Source organism: Hyphobacterium sp. CCMP332, from assembly GCA_014323545.1.
Lineage (GTDB): Bacteria > Bacteroidota > Bacteroidia > Cytophagales > CCMP332 > CCMP332.
In genome coordinates, this window is the sequence record CP058647.1 from 1102852 (window position 1) to 1118900 (window position 16049).

Here is a 16049-nt window from a genome sequence, read left to right on the forward strand (position 1 = left end):
CTTTATTCACAGACTATTTGATTCTTAAATTTTAAACTAACTCTATCATAGGTGTTCCAACCTTTGTAAGGCAGAATATCACTGTAGAAAATATTGAGCTTTTCAATTTTCGCTTCAAAATCATTGAGCTCTCCAAATTCTATGTATTGTTTGGTCACCTGTGGGTAAAGTATTATTTCCTTGTCTTTTTCAATTTCTATTTCAGCAATTTGTGCCTGCAAAAAAGGGTCTGCATCAACCGTTTCAATAAAGCGGATGAGTTGCTTTCCAAATTCGCTTTTGAGACTGTCTTCGTTTATAATATAATCCACTCCCTGCCCGCGCAATAGCATTACTCTGGATGAATACCTTTGACTCAATGGCATTAGACTATGATCTTCACATAGGTAAGCTTGTGCTCCTCGTTTTGGAATTATTCGTGCCAATGGTTTTTTCATCCATGCCTTTACATTAATCACCCCCTTCATATCTATAAAAATTTCGGTCTTGCGTAGATATGGATTTCTGTTTAGTCGAGTCTCCAGTTTTTTTAAGTCCACCAGCCCGATTTCCTGACCCACAACCCATTCACTTCCATCGAGTGTCATTAGATTAAAAATGTCCACATCATCGAGGAAAAAATTATCATCTTCATCCAGAATGGTGATTTTGACATCATCAACCAATCGAGTATTGTGCTTTTTACCAACAAAACTGATGAGAACCACCATTGATAAAAAGGTCAATATCAAATTCACAGGCTTTTGAAAAAGTTGATTCAAACTGCGCTTAAGTCCGTCGATATTTAATTTAATCTTAGCCATTCAATACCGTCTTTATTTTTGGTACTAATTGATCAATGTCTCCGGCACCTACAGTTAGTAATATCCCATCGTTTAATTTTTCCACTTCTTTTAAAGCCTCATCTTTTGTAAGCACGTCCTTTTCATCCGTATGAATTTCTTCGAGAAGCATGGCTGAGTCAACACCTTCGATTGGTTTTTCCCGCGCCGGATATATAGGAAGTAGAATTACCCTATCCGCAAGACTTAAACTTTCACTAAAACCTTTGGCAAAATCCCTGGTGCGGGTATAAAGATGAGGTTGGAAAATGGCCGTAATCTTTTTCCCCGGATAAATTCTTCGAACAGATTTCAATAAGGCCGATATTTCTGTAGGATGATGCGCATAATCATCGATATAAATAATCTGCTCGCTTTTAACAATCAAATCAAAACGCCTGCTAACCCCTTTATAGCTCGCGATTCCTTTTCTGATCTCTTCATCGCTTAAACTGAAATTTTTACATACTGAAATCGCAGCCAATGCATTTTCAACATTGTGAAATCCGGGAATGTATAATTCGAGGTTTTCGATTTTTCCCTTATCATCCACATAGGTAAAGCTGAATTGATCCGGACTTACAAAGAGATCTTCTGCGTGAATAGTAGCGTTTTCCAGATTGTAATCTGAAATTGATATTCCCTTGAGATCCTTAAAGTCATTGACGAATTTTGATTGCACATAAAGCTTTCCATTGCCTCTGATTCTCGAAGCAAACTCTCTAAACGACTCCTTTAATGAATCTTCTTTTCCATAAATATCAAGGTGATCCGCTTCAACAGAAGTTATAATGGCCAGGTCAGGATGCAGGTGAAGGAAAGAGCGATCAAACTCATCGGCTTCTGCTACTACCCAATGTGTTTCCGCCTGTGCATTTCCCAGAATGACATTGCTTTGGTAATTTTTCATCAATCCTCCGACGAAAGCAGTGACATTTCTTCCTGAATTTTTTAGTAAATGGGCAATCATTGAAGAAACTGAGGTTTTGCCATGCGTTCCGGCTACGGCTATGCATGGAAAGGCCGAAGAAATCAATCCCAGTATTTCTGCACGTTTTCTCAGCTTGATTCCTTTTTCCTCAAACCACAACTTTTCACTATGATCTGAAGGAATGGCAGGAGTTATAATTACCAGTGAATTTTCAGTGTCTTTTTTTACCGTATCGGGAATCTTATCTATGTTTTCATCAAAATGCACTGATATGCCTTTTTGCTCAAGATTTTCGGTGATTCTGGTGGGTGTTTTGTCGTATCCGCTTACATTTTTACCCGCCGATTTGAACCAAAGTGCCAATGCGCTCATACCAATTCCACCGATTCCCAGAAAATAGACGCTATGTATATTATCAAACTTCATACAGCGAGAATTTTATCGACTTCTTTTAAAATCAAATCGGTCGCATTGTTGATACCCAGTTCCCTAATACTTTGAGAAAGTCTCAATGATAAATCGGGGTCATTTTTAATTTTTAGAATATTTTCACCCAGTTTTTCTTTAGCCTCACTATTCTTTACCATTAGAGCAGCATCCTTTTCAACCAAAGCCATAGCATTTTTGGTTTGATGATCTTCAGCAGCGCTCGGCAATGGCACAAAAACCACAGGTTTACCGACAAGACACAATTCTGAAATAGATATTGCTCCAGCCCTTGCAACAATAATATCTGCTGCCTGGTAAGCTTTTTCCATATCCAGAATAAATTCAAATGCTTTTATCCTATTGGATAAATTTCGCTCTTCGATAAGTTTCTGAGCTCTTGGGAAAAAGGTTCTGCCGCACTGCCAGACTATTTGAAAATTAGCTGATAGTAAATCATCCAGATTAGCGTAAATGGCTTCATTGATAGCCAGTGCACCCTGGCTACCACCAAATACAAATAATACCGGAAAGGAAGCATCCAGCTCAAAGTGCGACAGACCTTCTTCGTGATAATCTTTAAAAAATGCAATATCTTTTCTTACAGGATTTCCGGTTTTTACCACCTTTCCTGATGGGAAAAACTGATCCATATTATCATAGGCTACACATATTTTTTCCACTTTTCCAGAAAGTATGCGATTGGTTATGCCTGCGTATGAATTTTGTTCCTGTATAATGCTTTTTACGCCCAGTAGCGACGCCATGTAGATGGCCGGGCCACTGGCAAATCCACCAAATCCTAGGGCCATATTTGGCTTAAATTTTCGAATAACTTTCATCGCCTGAATTAGACTACCTATCAATTTAAAAGGCCAGATTAGTAGTTTAAAACTTGCTTTTCTCGCTATTCCCGAAATATTAAGTCCTACAATTTCATAACCTGCTGCAGGTACTTTTTCCATTTCCATGCGGTCTTTTGCTCCGATGAATAGAAATTCTGAATTGGGATATTTTTCCTTTAGTGCATCGGCAACAGAAATAGCAGGGAAGATATGGCCCCCTGTGCCCCCGGCACTAAATAAAAAGCGATATGGTCCGGAATTATTCTGCATTGACGCGTTTGACATTTTTATTTTCAAAAACTGCAGTATCACCTCTGCTTACACTCAGTATGACTCCTATTGAAAGTCCGGTAAATAATAAAGAGGTGCCTCCCATGCTTACCAGGGGCAATGGAAGACCGGTTACAGGAATTAAACCCACCGCAACGGCCATATTTATCAATGCCTGTAAGGCAAGAGAGAAACTCAGGCCTGTACTTAATAATCCTTCGAATGCCCTACTGGAATTAGCTGCAGTCACCATCCCTCTGTATAATAGTGTGAGAAATAGAATCACAATCAAGAAACCACCGAGAATACCGTATTCCTCGATGACAATGGCATAAATGAAATCCGAATATGGATGTGGTAAAAAATTTCTTTGATCGCTTCGACCGGGCCCTTTTCCAACAATTCCTCCGGTTGCAATTGCGATATAAGATTGTTCCGCCTGATAGGATACTTCCTCGGGATCCAGATAGTTTTCAATTCTGCTCACCACTGTTTTGCCCCTTTGTCCAAAGGCAAATGCAAGTGAGCCAACCAGGGTACCGATCAAAACGAGCATGGCCAGGTATTTAATTGGTACCCTACCTATAAACATGATCAGAAGACAAGTCAGAAAAAGCAATACTGCCGAAGAAAAATCGGTTAGAGCTATTAAACCACATATGGACCCACACCATAATAGCATTGGTATGAAATAGGATTTAATATCCTCAATATTATTTTGACGTTTTGAAAGCATTCCGGCCAGATGAATGATCAAAGCGAGTTTGGCCAGGTCAGATGGCTGAATGGTTGTATTTATAAATGGAATTTGAATCCATCTTGAGGCTTCATTGAGATTCACACCGAACTGCCATGTGTAAAGCAAAAGCGGAATTGAAGCTATCAATGCAAACAGCGATAGTTTTTTATAATACCTGTAATCGAGTTTATGCGCCAACCACATAGCCCCAAAGCACAAAACAACAAGGAAGGTATGGCGGAAAAGGTAATATTCTGTGTTGCCTCCCATACTTCTGTAGGCCAGAGTTCCTGTAGCGCTGTATACCGTAAGTATGGACATCAAGGCAAGAATAATCGTCACAAACCAGATCACCGGATCGCCCTTGACATTTTTATCAACCCATATTTTTAATCCTTCTTTCATTTTGCGCTCAATTCTTTTTTTCTTAGTTCATGAACCGCTTTTTTAAACTGATCCCCCCTGTCTATATAATTTTTGAAAAGATCAAAGCTTGCACAGGCCGGCGATAACAATACAGTATCACCGTTTTTAGCCATTTTATAAGCCCTTTTCACTACTTTATTTACATTGTCAAATTCTTCGATTTTGTCAATTTTGGATTTAAATGCCGTTTTCAATTTTGAATTTTTAAGACCAAGGCAAAGTAGCGCCTTGACTTTTTCAGTAAAGGGCTTTAATACCTTATAATCATTGCCTTTGTCTACCCCACCGGCAATCCATATTATCGGAGCTGAAAGTCCTTCAAGCGCATAAAAAGTAGAGTCTACATTGGTTGCTTTTGAGTCATTAATAAATTTAATACCATCAATAACCGCCACTTCCTCCAGTCGGTGTTCTGCGTTTTTAAATGATTTTAATCCCCTTTCTATGACTTCCCAATTCAATCCGCAAAGACGAGCGGCAATAAATGCGGCCATGGTATTATAGACATTGTGCTTTCCAATCAATGGCGATTCACGCAGATCCAAATGATAACCTCCATGACAATCAAATCCGATTTTCTTTTCATTTACTATAAAAGCAGCTTTGTTATCTTCTTTCAGACTTATCGGCCAGTTGAAAAATTGTTGGCCTTCCTTGTAATTTGACTTGATTATATCATCATCAAAATTGTAAATGAAATGACTTGCGCGATCCAGGTTTTTAATGAGTCTGAATTTTGAGTTGATATAGTTTTGCAATACGCCATCGTAGCGATCGAGATGATCCGGTGTAATGTTCAACAAGACGGCGATATTTGGTTTAAAATCCACAACTCCATCAAGTTGAAAACTGCTTATCTCAAGGACATAAATGTCAAACACTTCTGTGGCCACTTGTCTTGCGAAACTTATTCCAACATTGCCGGCCAATCCGACATTGAGACCTGCTTCTTTTAAAAGGTGATAAGTGAGTAGTGTTGTAGTTGTCTTGCCATTTGTTCCTGTGATTGCTATAATTTCTCCATTGTAATGCCTGCTGGCAAATTCGGGCTCTGAGATAATTTCTATTCCTTTTTCTTTGGCCTTTTGTACAATTGCCACATTTTCAGGAATACCCGGGCTTTTTACTATAATCTCACTTTCAAGAATTTGAAAATCAGAATGTTGATTTTCCTCAAAATCCAATTCCAATTCCAAAAGCTCATTTTTGTATTCTTTAGAAATGCTTCCTTTATCCGATACGAAAACATTATAGCCCAGTTTTTTGGCTAAAATTGCTGAACCAATTCCGCTTTCACCTGCGCCCAATATGGTAATTCTCTTCGTCATTATCTGAGCTTAAGGGTTGCGAGTGTTAAAATTGCCAACAGAATTCCTGCTATCCAGAATCGCGATACGATTTTGGATTCATGCATTTCCATTTTCTGATAATGATGGTGCAGAGGCGCCATTTTAAATATTCTGCGTCCTTCTCCGTATTTATTTCTGGTGTATTTGAAATAAAAGACCTGAATAATCACTGATAAATTTTCTACAAGGAAAATTCCGCATAGAATTGGAATCAATAATTCTTTTCTAATTACAAGAGCGAGGGTTGCTATTATTCCTCCAAGCGCCAGACTTCCCGTATCTCCCATAAATACCTGGGCGGGATGTGAGTTGTACCAAAGAAATCCAACACAAGCTCCAACAAAAGCAGCACAAAATACTACCAGTTCACCACTGTGAGGAATAAACATAATATCCAGGTAATCAGCGAATATGGCATTACCCGAAACATAGGCCAAAATGGCCAAAGTCAAGCCAATAATGGCAGAAGTTCCCGCTGCCAATCCGTCCAGTCCATCAGTGATATTGGCGCCATTGGAAACGGCGGTAATTACAACAATCACTAAGGGAATATAAATCAAACATGCCCAATCTGCACTGAAGCCCAGAATATTGCAATAATTTAATTGGTTATGCTTTACAAATGGAATGGTCGTGATACTCGATTTGATATCTCTGTAATCTGTAGATTCAGAAAAAGACACCACTTCACCGATGTCATTGATATATTCTCGAACCACTACCGAATCGTTGTAAAACATTACAAGTGCTACGATTAACCCGAGGGTGACCTGTCCAATGACCTTGAATTTTCCGGAAAGGCCTTCTTTGTTTTTTTGGAAAACTTTGATGTAATCATCTATAAATCCAATCATCCCCATAAATACCGTTGAAAGCAATAAAAGCAGGATGTAGATATTGTCGAGCTTGGCAAAGAGAATGGAAGGTAAAACGATGGCCATGATGATAATTATTCCACCCATGGTTGGTGTACCTTTCTTTTCAATCTGACCTTCCAAACCCAGATCACGTATGGATTCTCCTACTTGTTTTCTTCTCAATACACCTATAAGGCTCTTACCAAAAAACATCGCGATCAGCAATGAACCCATAGCAGCCATAAAGGCTCTGAAGGAGATAAACTGGAAGAGACCGGCTCCCGGAAGGTTAAAATTTTGCTCGATATAGTCAAATAGATGATAAAGCACTAGTTTCTGCTTTTATTCAATTCAAAAATTTGTTTTAAGCTTTCCCTGTCATCGAAATGATTTCGAATACCCTTTATTTCCTGATAGGTTTCATGCCCTTTACCGGCCACCAAAATGATATCGCCTTTTTCTGCGAGGCTGTATGCTGTTTTAATGGCTTCAAATCGATCGACTTGTTTTAATGTTTTTCTAAGATCAGTCGGGCTCACACCTTTTTCCATTTCATTGATGATGAGCATAGGGTCTTCATCACGTGGATTATCAGAAGTAAAAATTACCTTATCGGATAATTTACAGGCGATATTGGCCATAATTGGCCGTTTCCCCTTGTCGCGATTGCCACCGCAGCCAATCACTGTAATCACCATTTCATTTCCGTTTCGAACCTTTTTAATGGTATTTAACACATTTTCCAGGGCATCCGGTGTATGCGCATAATCTACGATTGCAAAAATTCCTTCCTCGGAAATCAATCGTTCAAAACGACCCTCTACATTATTCAGACTTGATAAGTTTTCAAGAATATCTTCGGGTTGTTCTTCAAGAAGTACAGCAATGGCGTAAATACAAAGTAAATTATAGGCATTGAAGTCACCGATAAGTCCAAACCATACCACCTGTCCGTCAATATCCAATTCTAATCCCTGGAATGTATTGGACAGAATTTTGGCTTTGAAATCAGCCATCCTTTGAAGACTGAAAGTTTTGACATCCGCTCTGGAATTCTGAACCATTACCATTCCGCGTTTATCATCTTTATTGATCAGTGCAACGCTTTTTGTTGAGAGATTGTCAAATAAAATTTTCTTGGCTTCTATGTAGGCATCGAAAGTCTTGTGATAATCGAGGTGATCTCTTGAAATATTTGTAAAAACAGCTATATCGATATCCAGGCCAAAAGTTCTATCCTGTACGAGTGCATGAGAACTCGCTTCCATAAAACAATGTGTGCAGCCTTTTTTAACCATTTCAGCCATTAATTCATTTATTCTAATGACATCCGGCGTGGTATGGGTCGCCTCTATTTCTTCTTCATTAATTAGAATTTTGATCGTGGATAGTAAGCCCGCATTGTATCCGAGACTCCTGAATAATTGATAGGATAATGAAGCACAGGTAGTTTTTCCGTTGGTGCCGGTAACAGCAACCAGCTTTAGTTTTGAAGAAGGCTTTCCAAAATAATTCGAGGCTACAATTGCCAGTGCTTTGGAAGCTGAATTAACCTGGATATATGTGGTATTTTCCGAGAGTTTTTCAGGCATATCCTCGCAAAGAATTGCAATGGCTCCATTGGCGATAGCTTTTTGGATAAAATCATGTCCATCACTTTGTGTTCCTTTTAAAGCGGCAAAAAGAAATCCTTTTTTAACCTTTCTGGAATCTAGCGTAAGACCGTCAATCCCGACAGATGTATCTCCTGATATTCCAACAAGGGAAACTTTGTACAATATGTCTTTTAAACTTGCTTTCAACCTAGTTTCAATTCAATTACACTTCCATCAATTGCTTTTTTTCCTGCTTTTATACTTTGGCTTTTTACCCTGCCTTTTCCCTCAAATCGAACTCGCATACCACGGTTTTCCAATAGATAAATGGCATCGCGGAGAGTCATGCCATACACATCCGGTACAAGTCCCTCAATTATCTTTCTCTCCTTCCATTTAATGGAGTTTTGAACTGCTTTTGCCTGTACCCATTCCTGATCTGTGGATCCGTGATTTGAAACACCCAATCTGTTGAGCAAAAACTGCAAATCAGCCTGGTAGCCCGCTTGAATTACCGGGAAATACCCGGGTGTCAAATTGTTTTCTTCTTCCATCTCTTCGTGCATTTGAATGTCCAGAGAATATATCTTATCGGCAATTTCTTTAAATACCGGAGCAGCCACATCAGTTGCATACCTTCTAAATCCTTTTGGATTATCTATGATGACAATACAGCTATATTTGGGGTTTTCTGCAGGAAAATAACCTGCGAATGAGGTATAATACTGTTTCACATATTTTCCGTCTTTCAATTTCTGTGCTGTCCCCGTTTTTCCGGCAATTTTGTAGTCTGCATGTTTAATGTTTTTGGCTGTTCCATTTTCTACCACGCCTTCGAGTAGTGTGCGCAATTTTTTTAGCGTTTCATCAGAGCAAATTTTCTTTCGGATGGTTTTTGAAGAATAGTTTTCAATGACCCTGTCTGCCCTTAAAGCCTGTTTTACGATTATAGGCTGAATCAATTTGCCATCGTTAGCTACGGCATTGTAAAAAGCCAGTGTGTGAATGGGTGCCAGCTCCAGTTCATAACCAATTGACATCCAGGGAAGAGAAATTCCCGACCAGCTTTGATCTTCGGGAGTTTTTATTCTCGGTACGCCCTCACCTATGATTTGAAATCCGAGTGGTTTGGATAAACCAAACTGATGGAGATAATCTATAAAGCGTTGTGGATCATTCATGAAATGATCATAAACTAATCTCGAAATTCCAATATTAGACGATTTCTCAAATGCCTCTCTTACTGTGAGTTTCCCATAACCGCCTTCTTTTGCATCGGTCATTGGTTTGGCATTGTCAAAAAATGAATAAATACCATTTCCGGTTTCAATGCTATCGCTTATGGATAATGCACCTTCTTCGAGAAGGGCCATCATGGAAGCGAGCTTAATGGTTGAGCCGGGTTCGGTCAATCCCTGATTTCCCACAGCAAAATTGTAGGTCTCCCCGTATCGGCCACTTTTAAGTTTTTGAAGATTGGCCATGGCTTTGATTTCCCCTGTTTTTACCTCCATCAGGATGACACAGCCCTTATCGGCGCCGTGTTGTTCTAAATGATACATTAAACTGGCTTCAGCCACATCCTGGATATTGATATCTATGGTAGTTTTGATGTCCAAACCGTGTTTTACTTTAATATCATTCCCGTCAAAAACAGGTTTCCAACTCCCTCCCGACATTTTTCTGAAAAGAGCCTCACCGTTTTGGCCGGCCAGTAATTTGTTAAAACTGTATTCCAGTCCGGCACCTTTATTATTTTCATTGATGTATCCGATGGTTCTTTCACCCAAATAATCAAAAGGTTTAAAGCGCTGATCTACTTTTTGGAATATGGCCCCGCCTTTGAGCCTTCCATTTCGGAAAACAGGCCATTTCGACATCATTTTTTTATCCTGATAATTGATCAGTTTTCTGCTGAGCAAAAGGTATTGACGGTTTTTCAGTCGCGCATTGGTGATTCTTTTTTTGTAGTCGAGCGCTGTTCCACCTTTGAAATAATTGGCGAGTAAGATGGAAAGCGAATCTATTTTTTGATTGAAGATTTCAACTTCAATTACAGTTGGGTCTATGGCAACTTTATAAAAAGGCAAAGAAGTAGCAAGCAGGCTGCCATTGTCCGAATAAATGTTTCCTCTGGTAGCCTTGATGGTTTTGTATTGCACCGCATTTTTGGCAGAGATCTTTTTCCACTTTTGACCGTCCTTAATCTGTATGTGCAGAATTCTGAACATGATCGCAAATGCAAAAAGTGCTACCATTATAAAGGCAACACGAGCTCTTAGCAATATGGATTTTTTAATATTCACTCTTTACCCAGCTGTATTTTAAATGGGGGTTGCTGACTTTCTTTTAGTCCCAGCTTTTTTACCCTGCGAGCCACTTCCGACTGTTTACTGCTGTACATGTAATCGGCTTTGAGGGTGGTATAGTCGGTTCTCAGGTCATCCACTTCCTGTTTCAAGTGGTCGTATTCGCGGATCATTCGTTCTGCACTATGGGTGATGCCTATGTAGAAAAGACCCATGCCGATCATAAAAGCTGCAATGGGGACAACATTTACCGTTATGCCATTACTTATAAATGACTCTCTTCCAATCCACTTTTCAAGCATCTGAAAAATGCTGATGGAATTTGTACGACTTGAATTTTTGAAAGTATTCGTAGCCATAATTATCTTTTTTTAGCGATTCTCAGTTTTGCGCTTCGCGCTCTGGGATTCATTTCTATTTCTTTATCACCCGGTATTATTGGTCTTCTGTTGACCTCATCCATGGGTTTCAGCACATTGCCATAAAGATCTTTCTCATCTTCGCCCTCAAATTTTCCTTTGCGGAAAAAATTCTTAACCAATCGATCTTCCAGCGAGTGATAGGACATTACAACCATACGGCCACCGGAAACCAATACTTCTTCGGATTGGATCAATAATTCTTTTAAACTGTCTATTTCAGAATTCACTTCCATTCGCAAGGCCTGAAAAACCTGAGCGCGGTATTTATTTTGTTTTTTTATCGGACATATCGGGTCGATAATTGATAATAAGTCCGAAACTGTTTTAATTTCTTTTTCACCACGGGCATCAACAATGGCTTTTGCAATTCTATGCGCATTATTGAGTTCACCATATTCTCTTAGGATTCTCCTTAAATCGTTGAACTCATAGCTGTTAAGAATTTCAGCCGCGGAATTGCCGGCCTTTGCATCCATTCGCATATCCAGTTCTGCTTCAGGAAACCGAAATGAAAATCCCCGGTCTGCTACATCAAATTGATGGCTTGATACGCCGAGGTCGGCTAGGATGCCATCTACTTCTTTCACTTTATAAAGTCTTAGGTATTTTTTAAGATGCTGAAAATTGGCGTCCACGAAAGTGAAACGAGTATCCTCGATTTCAGAAGCATTCTTTTTAGCATCAGAATCCTGATCAAAACCATAGAGTCTACCCCCATCCATTTCTTCAAGAATGGCTTTGCTATGACCACCACCACCGAAAGTTACGTCTACAAAGGTGCCGCCGCCGCCGCACTGCAGTCCTTCGACACATTCACGGAGCATGACTGGCTGATGATATTCCATTATTTCAGACTTTCAGAGTTTTTATCGGGATCTTCGGCAAATATTTCCTGTGCCATACGTGCAAATTCCTCGGGGTCGTCGTTGAGGAAGCGGTCGTATACTTTAGGATTCCATATTTCCACACGGTCGCCCATACCGACGATTATTGCTTGTTTTTCAAGCTGTGCATAGGCCATCATGGTTTTTGGAATAAGAAAGCGCCCATTGGAGTCCAATTCCATATCGGTAGAACCACTGAGCATTTTCCTTTGAAAGTTTCTGTTAGCTGCATCAAATTGATTCAGCCCCTGTAGTTTTTCGAGTATTTTAAAGAATTCTGATTGTGGGCGAAGCACCAGGCAAGGTTCAAAACCGCGCGACAGCACAATGTTAGTGCCGGATTCCTGAGGAAGATTGGCTTTCACCTTTGCGGGGAGAACCACTCTGCCTTTGGCATCGATCTTTACTTCATATTCACTTGCAAAATAAACCATAGTGCTTGGTAATCAGGCATATGGACATTTAGTCCAATGTCACTATGACAAAAATAGATATAAATATGGTTTTTACAACCACTTTTTACCACTTTTCCCCACTTTTTTACAAAAATCTCCATTTGGGCTTGAAATCCAAGGATTTTTTAAGTTGGAACTAAAAAATGCTTCCGTCATTCCAAGACTCCTGTAAGGCGTTCTTGGAATCTCGGATCTTTGGAGACTCCAACCCAGTATTTAATACAGGGTGGAGTGACGAGTTCTTTTGTGAGAGTATTGATGATTTGCTGCAGTATAGCCACAACCGCTTCCGTCATTCCAAGACTCCTTTAGGGAGTTCTTGGAATCTCAGTTTCTTTATAGGAGACTCCAAGAACTCGCGTCTTGGAGTGACGGGTTCTTTTGATAGAGTACAGCTAAATTTTAATAAGTCGACCACAACCGTTTACGTCATTCCAAGATACCTGAAGGGTATTCATGGAATCTCAATTACTTTATTGGAGTGACGGGTTCTATTAGTGTATCACTTCTAATTCAGGTCATCCAATTCCATCCAGCGCATCATTTTTTCGTCCAATAAATCCATGATTTCAGCAATGCGCTCGGATATTTTGGTGATCTTTTCATAATCCTCTATTCCTGACGATAACCTGGTTTCCAGGTCCGCTTTTTCCACTTCCAGATTTTCAATTTCTTTCTCCAAAGCCTCAAATTCAATCTGCTCCTTATAACTGCGTTTCTTTTTTGATTTCTCAGAATCCTTAGCTTTTACGCCGGCATTTTCTACTTTTTTTTCTGCTTTGGCCTTTTCTTCATTTTCCTTTCTCTCGAGTAAATCTTCTCGGTAATCGCTATAGGTACCATTAAAGTCTCTGACTTTGCCTTCTCCCTCAAATACAAATAAATGATCGACCAGCTTATCCATAAAGTACCTGTCGTGAGAAACCATCAAAAGACAACCCTTAAAATTGAGAAGAAATTCTTCAAGCCTGTTCAATGTTAAAATATCCAGATCATTGGTGGGCTCATCGAGAATCAAAAAGTTTGGATTTTTAATTATTACGGTAAGCAAATACAAACGTCTTTTTTCTCCCCCACTTAATTTGCTGACAGGCGTCTGCTGTTGTTTTGGTGGAAAATGAAACATATTCAGGAATTGCGAAGCGGACACTTTGCTTCCATCTGCCATTTCTATGACTTCAGCAATTTTGGTGATGATGTCAATCATCTTATCTTCTTCTTTAAAGCGGATGCCTCTCTGGGTATAATAGCCGATGCTGAGTGTCTGTCCCGGAATGATTTTTCCGGACTCTGCCTCCAGCTCTCCTGCTATCAAATTGAGAAATGTACTTTTCCCTACTCCATTTGGCCCGACCACACCAATCCTTTCTCCTTTTTTGAAGGTGTAGGTGAAGTCATTCAGTATCTGTAGATCATCAAATGCTTTGGAGACTTTTTTCAATTCCAGAATTTTGCCTCCCAGTCTTTGCATTTTGGCTTCGAGATTGAAGTCCACTTCTTTCTTACCGGATTTGGCTTTGTTTTTTGTCGCCTCAAATGCATAGATTCTGTATTTGGCCTTGGTACCACGTGCTTTTGGCATTCTACGGATCCAGTCCAGTTCCTTTTTCATCAGTTGTTTGGCTTTAGCCACTTCTGCAGCCTGCGCTTCTTCTCTCGATGCCTTCTTTTCCAGGTAATAGGAATAATTACCCTTGTGGATATAGACTTTTTGATCTTCGAGCTCCAAAATCTGATTGCAAACCCTGTCGAGGAAATAGCGGTCGTGAGTAACCATCAAGAGGGTAATGTGCGATGCCGATAAATACTCTTCCAGCCATTCGATCATTTCTATATCCAAATGGTTGGTCGGTTCATCCAGAACTATCAGATCGGGATTATCAAGTAAAAGCATAGCGAGAGCCAATCTTTTCTTTTGCCCTCCTGATAATGCAGAAATTTCCATTTCAAGATCATCCAATCCAAATAGATTGATCAGTGATTTTAATTGTCGATCGTAATCCCAGGCATTTTTTTCCTCCATTTCATGGGATAAATTCTCAAACTCTTTTTGTTCTTCGGGACTTGGGTCTTCAGCCTGTTTTTCGGCTGCTTTGTGATAGGCCTCGATGAGTCTCAACGTATCAGAATGAGCAGATTTTATAAATTCAGACAATTTCAGATGTCCTTTGAATTCCGGATCCTGATTGAGAAAGGATACCTTTAAATTCTGACGATAGGCCACTTCCCCGCTATCGGCGCTCTCTTTTCCGGCTAAAATTTTTAACAAGGTTGATTTCCCTGCACCATTGGGGGCGATCAGTGCCATTTTATCGCCTTTGCTCAAGCCCATACTCACATTCTCAAAAAGAATGCGCTCGCCAAAACTTTTTGAAATACGATCAACCGACAAATAATTCATGGGGCGAAAATAATCAGGCTAAGTGATTATTTATTAAAATAAAAATTGTCTGTTCACGAATTTAAAGTTTAAATCAATTTCAAAATCTTTCTGCATTTTTGAACTATGCTCAAATCACAGAAAGAAAGAATCATAAGTAAAATTCTGGAAAGAGACCGAAGTATTTTTATAAGTGAACTTCAAAAAAACAAAGATCAACTTCTTGATAAATTAAAAGATGCATCAATTCTTGTCATAGGTGGAGCGGGCACAATAGGATCTCACTATGTATTGGAATTGCTCCGCTATCCGGTTCAAAAAATATGCATCGTGGATCGCGATGAAAATTCATTGACCAAGCTTTCAAGACAGATCAAAGCAAAAAACAGGTATGACACCAAATTGGATTTTGTATCTCTGGATTTTGGCAGTCCGATATTTAAAAAATTTTATGAGGAAAATAAGGCCTTTGATTACATCGCAAACTTTGCTGCTCTAAAACACGTGCGTACCGAAAGTGATTTAAACAGCACGCTTTCTATTCTTGAAAACAATGTCCAAAATCAGATTAGGCTTTTGGAATTGTTAATGAATAAGCCACCAAAAAATTACTTTTCCGTATCGACCGACAAGGCAAATAAACCCGTTAGCATAATGGGTGCAAGTAAAAAGTTGATGGAAAATATTCTCTCTTCTTATCAGGATAAAGTGCATATCAGCAGTGCGAGATTCCCAAATGTGCTTTTTTCAAATGGAAGTCTTTTGGAAGGCTATGAACATTTGTATAATCAGCAAAAACCTCTTCCATGCCCCTTAAATATCAAACGCTATTTTATTTCCGGTTATGAAGCCGCTCATATTTGTATTGCAGCTCAATTTCTAAGCCAAAGTGGTGAGTTATTAGTGCCAAAATTTGAGCAACATCGTCACCTTTTAAGTTTTGAACATACGGTTAAAATATTCCTCGAAGTACTGGGCTTTAAAGCCAAATATTTTCGCGATCTGGATGAAGCCATGAATTATCATATTGAAGATGAATTTTATCCTGTATACTTAAGTAATACGAACACAAGCGGAGAAAAAGAAGAGGAAAGTTTTTATTCTGACGAAGAAGAACTCATCAACAATAAATTTAATATGCTGGGCATTGTTAAAATGCAAAAAAACAATCTGGATACTGAGAACTTATCATTGGATATTCACCGGATTATGAAGGAGGCAAGCAGCAAAGATGAATTGGTAAATTTTCTAAAGGTCCATGTTAAGGATTTTGAACACTCGGAAAAGGGGAAAAGCCTTTACTCTAAATACTAAAATTGAATTTTAACATTTCTAATTCC

The 16049-nt window shown here is 39.2% G+C and carries 13 protein-coding genes; 1 reads left to right on the forward strand and 12 read right to left on the reverse strand.

Annotated features, from left to right (window positions below; genetic code table 11):
• Window positions 1-2: 2 nt before the first annotated feature.
• The 12 genes from HZR84_04800 to HZR84_04855 all read right to left on the reverse strand — a co-directional run bounded on the left by HZR84_04800 (window position 3) and on the right by HZR84_04855 (window position 14730).
• A complete protein-coding gene (locus HZR84_04800) occupies window positions 3-803 on the reverse strand; it encodes a cell division protein FtsQ (protein ID QNL21283.1) in 801 nt (266 codons plus the stop codon).
• A complete protein-coding gene (locus HZR84_04805) occupies window positions 796-2178 on the reverse strand; it encodes a UDP-N-acetylmuramate--L-alanine ligase (GenBank protein ID QNL21284.1) in 1383 nt (460 codons plus the stop codon). The genes HZR84_04800 and HZR84_04805 overlap by 8 nt, the downstream gene beginning before the upstream one ends.
• Window positions 2175-3293, reverse strand: a complete 1119-nt coding sequence (gene murG, locus HZR84_04810; GenBank protein QNL23191.1) for an undecaprenyldiphospho-muramoylpentapeptide beta-N-acetylglucosaminyltransferase — start codon at window positions 3291-3293, stop codon at window positions 2175-2177. The genes HZR84_04805 and murG overlap by 4 nt, the downstream gene beginning before the upstream one ends.
• Window positions 3283-4437: a cell division protein FtsW gene (locus HZR84_04815; protein ID QNL21285.1), complete on the reverse strand. Its 1155-nt coding sequence runs from the start codon at window positions 4435-4437 to the stop codon at window positions 3283-3285. The genes murG and HZR84_04815 overlap by 11 nt, the downstream gene beginning before the upstream one ends.
• Complete coding sequence (gene murD, locus HZR84_04820; protein ID QNL21286.1) at window positions 4434-5786, reverse strand: UDP-N-acetylmuramoyl-L-alanine--D-glutamate ligase; 1353 nt, start codon at window positions 5784-5786, stop codon at window positions 4434-4436. Before murD ends, HZR84_04815 begins: the two co-directional genes overlap by 4 nt.
• Complete coding sequence (locus tag HZR84_04825) at window positions 5786-6994, reverse strand: phospho-N-acetylmuramoyl-pentapeptide-transferase (GenBank protein QNL21287.1); 1209 nt, start codon at window positions 6992-6994, stop codon at window positions 5786-5788. Before HZR84_04825 ends, murD begins: the two co-directional genes overlap by 1 nt.
• The gene (locus HZR84_04830; GenBank protein QNL21288.1) at window positions 6994-8466 is read right to left on the reverse strand and encodes a UDP-N-acetylmuramoyl-L-alanyl-D-glutamate--2,6-diaminopimelate ligase; all 1473 of its coding nucleotides are present in this window, start codon (window positions 8464-8466) and stop codon (window positions 6994-6996) included. The genes HZR84_04825 and HZR84_04830 overlap by 1 nt, the downstream gene beginning before the upstream one ends.
• A complete protein-coding gene (locus tag HZR84_04835; protein ID QNL21289.1) occupies window positions 8463-10565 on the reverse strand; it encodes a transpeptidase family protein in 2103 nt (700 codons plus the stop codon). The genes HZR84_04830 and HZR84_04835 overlap by 4 nt, the downstream gene beginning before the upstream one ends.
• Window positions 10562-10927, reverse strand: coding sequence for a hypothetical protein (locus tag HZR84_04840; protein ID QNL21290.1), 366 nt, complete (start codon window positions 10925-10927; stop codon window positions 10562-10564). Before HZR84_04840 ends, HZR84_04835 begins: the two co-directional genes overlap by 4 nt.
• 2 nt (window positions 10928-10929) lie before the next feature.
• On the reverse strand, window positions 10930-11835 hold the full coding sequence (gene rsmH, locus HZR84_04845; GenBank protein QNL21291.1) for a 16S rRNA (cytosine(1402)-N(4))-methyltransferase RsmH: 906 nt from the start codon (window positions 11833-11835) through the stop codon (window positions 10930-10932).
• A complete protein-coding gene (gene mraZ / locus HZR84_04850; GenBank protein ID QNL21292.1) occupies window positions 11835-12308 on the reverse strand; it encodes a division/cell wall cluster transcriptional repressor MraZ in 474 nt (157 codons plus the stop codon). The genes rsmH and mraZ overlap by 1 nt, the downstream gene beginning before the upstream one ends.
• Before the next feature lie 529 nt (window positions 12309-12837).
• Window positions 12838-14730 carry an ABC-F family ATP-binding cassette domain-containing protein gene (locus HZR84_04855; protein QNL21293.1) on the reverse strand — a complete coding sequence of 631 codons (1893 nt, stop codon included), beginning with the start codon at window positions 14728-14730 and terminating at the stop codon, window positions 12838-12840.
• A gap of 105 nt (window positions 14731-14835) precedes the next feature.
• Between HZR84_04855 and HZR84_04860 the strand changes: the two genes are divergently transcribed.
• Window positions 14836-16023, forward strand: a complete 1188-nt coding sequence (locus HZR84_04860; protein ID QNL21294.1) for a polysaccharide biosynthesis protein — start codon at window positions 14836-14838, stop codon at window positions 16021-16023.
• The last annotated feature ends 26 nt before the right edge of the window (window positions 16024-16049 follow it).

Bases quoted from the DNA above. Each gene is read 5' to 3' on its own strand.
- HZR84_04800 (QNL21283.1), bottom strand. From the start codon at position 803: ATGGCTAAGATTAAATTAAATATCGACGGACTTAAGCGCAGTTTGAAT.
- HZR84_04805 (QNL21284.1), bottom strand. From the start codon at position 2,178: ATGAAGTTTGATAATATACATAGCGTCTATTTTCTGGGAATCGGTGGA.
- murG (QNL23191.1), bottom strand. From the start codon at position 3,293: ATGCAGAATAATTCCGGACCATATCGCTTTTTATTTAGTGCCGGGGGC.
- HZR84_04815 (QNL21285.1), bottom strand. From the start codon at position 4,437: ATGAAAGAAGGATTAAAAATATGGGTTGATAAAAATGTCAAGGGCGAT.
- murD (QNL21286.1), bottom strand. From the start codon at position 5,786: ATGACGAAGAGAATTACCATATTGGGCGCAGGTGAAAGCGGAATTGGT.
- HZR84_04840 (QNL21290.1), bottom strand. From the start codon at position 10,927: ATGGCTACGAATACTTTCAAAAATTCAAGTCGTACAAATTCCATCAGC.
- rsmH (QNL21291.1), bottom strand. From the start codon at position 11,835: ATGGAATATCATCAGCCAGTCATGCTCCGTGAATGTGTCGAAGGACTG.
- mraZ (QNL21292.1), bottom strand. From the start codon at position 12,308: ATGGTTTATTTTGCAAGTGAATATGAAGTAAAGATCGATGCCAAAGGC.
- HZR84_04855 (QNL21293.1), bottom strand. From the start codon at position 14,730: ATGAATTATTTGTCGGTTGATCGTATTTCAAAAAGTTTTGGCGAGCGC.
- HZR84_04860 (QNL21294.1), top strand. From the start codon at position 14,836: ATGCTCAAATCACAGAAAGAAAGAATCATAAGTAAAATTCTGGAAAGA.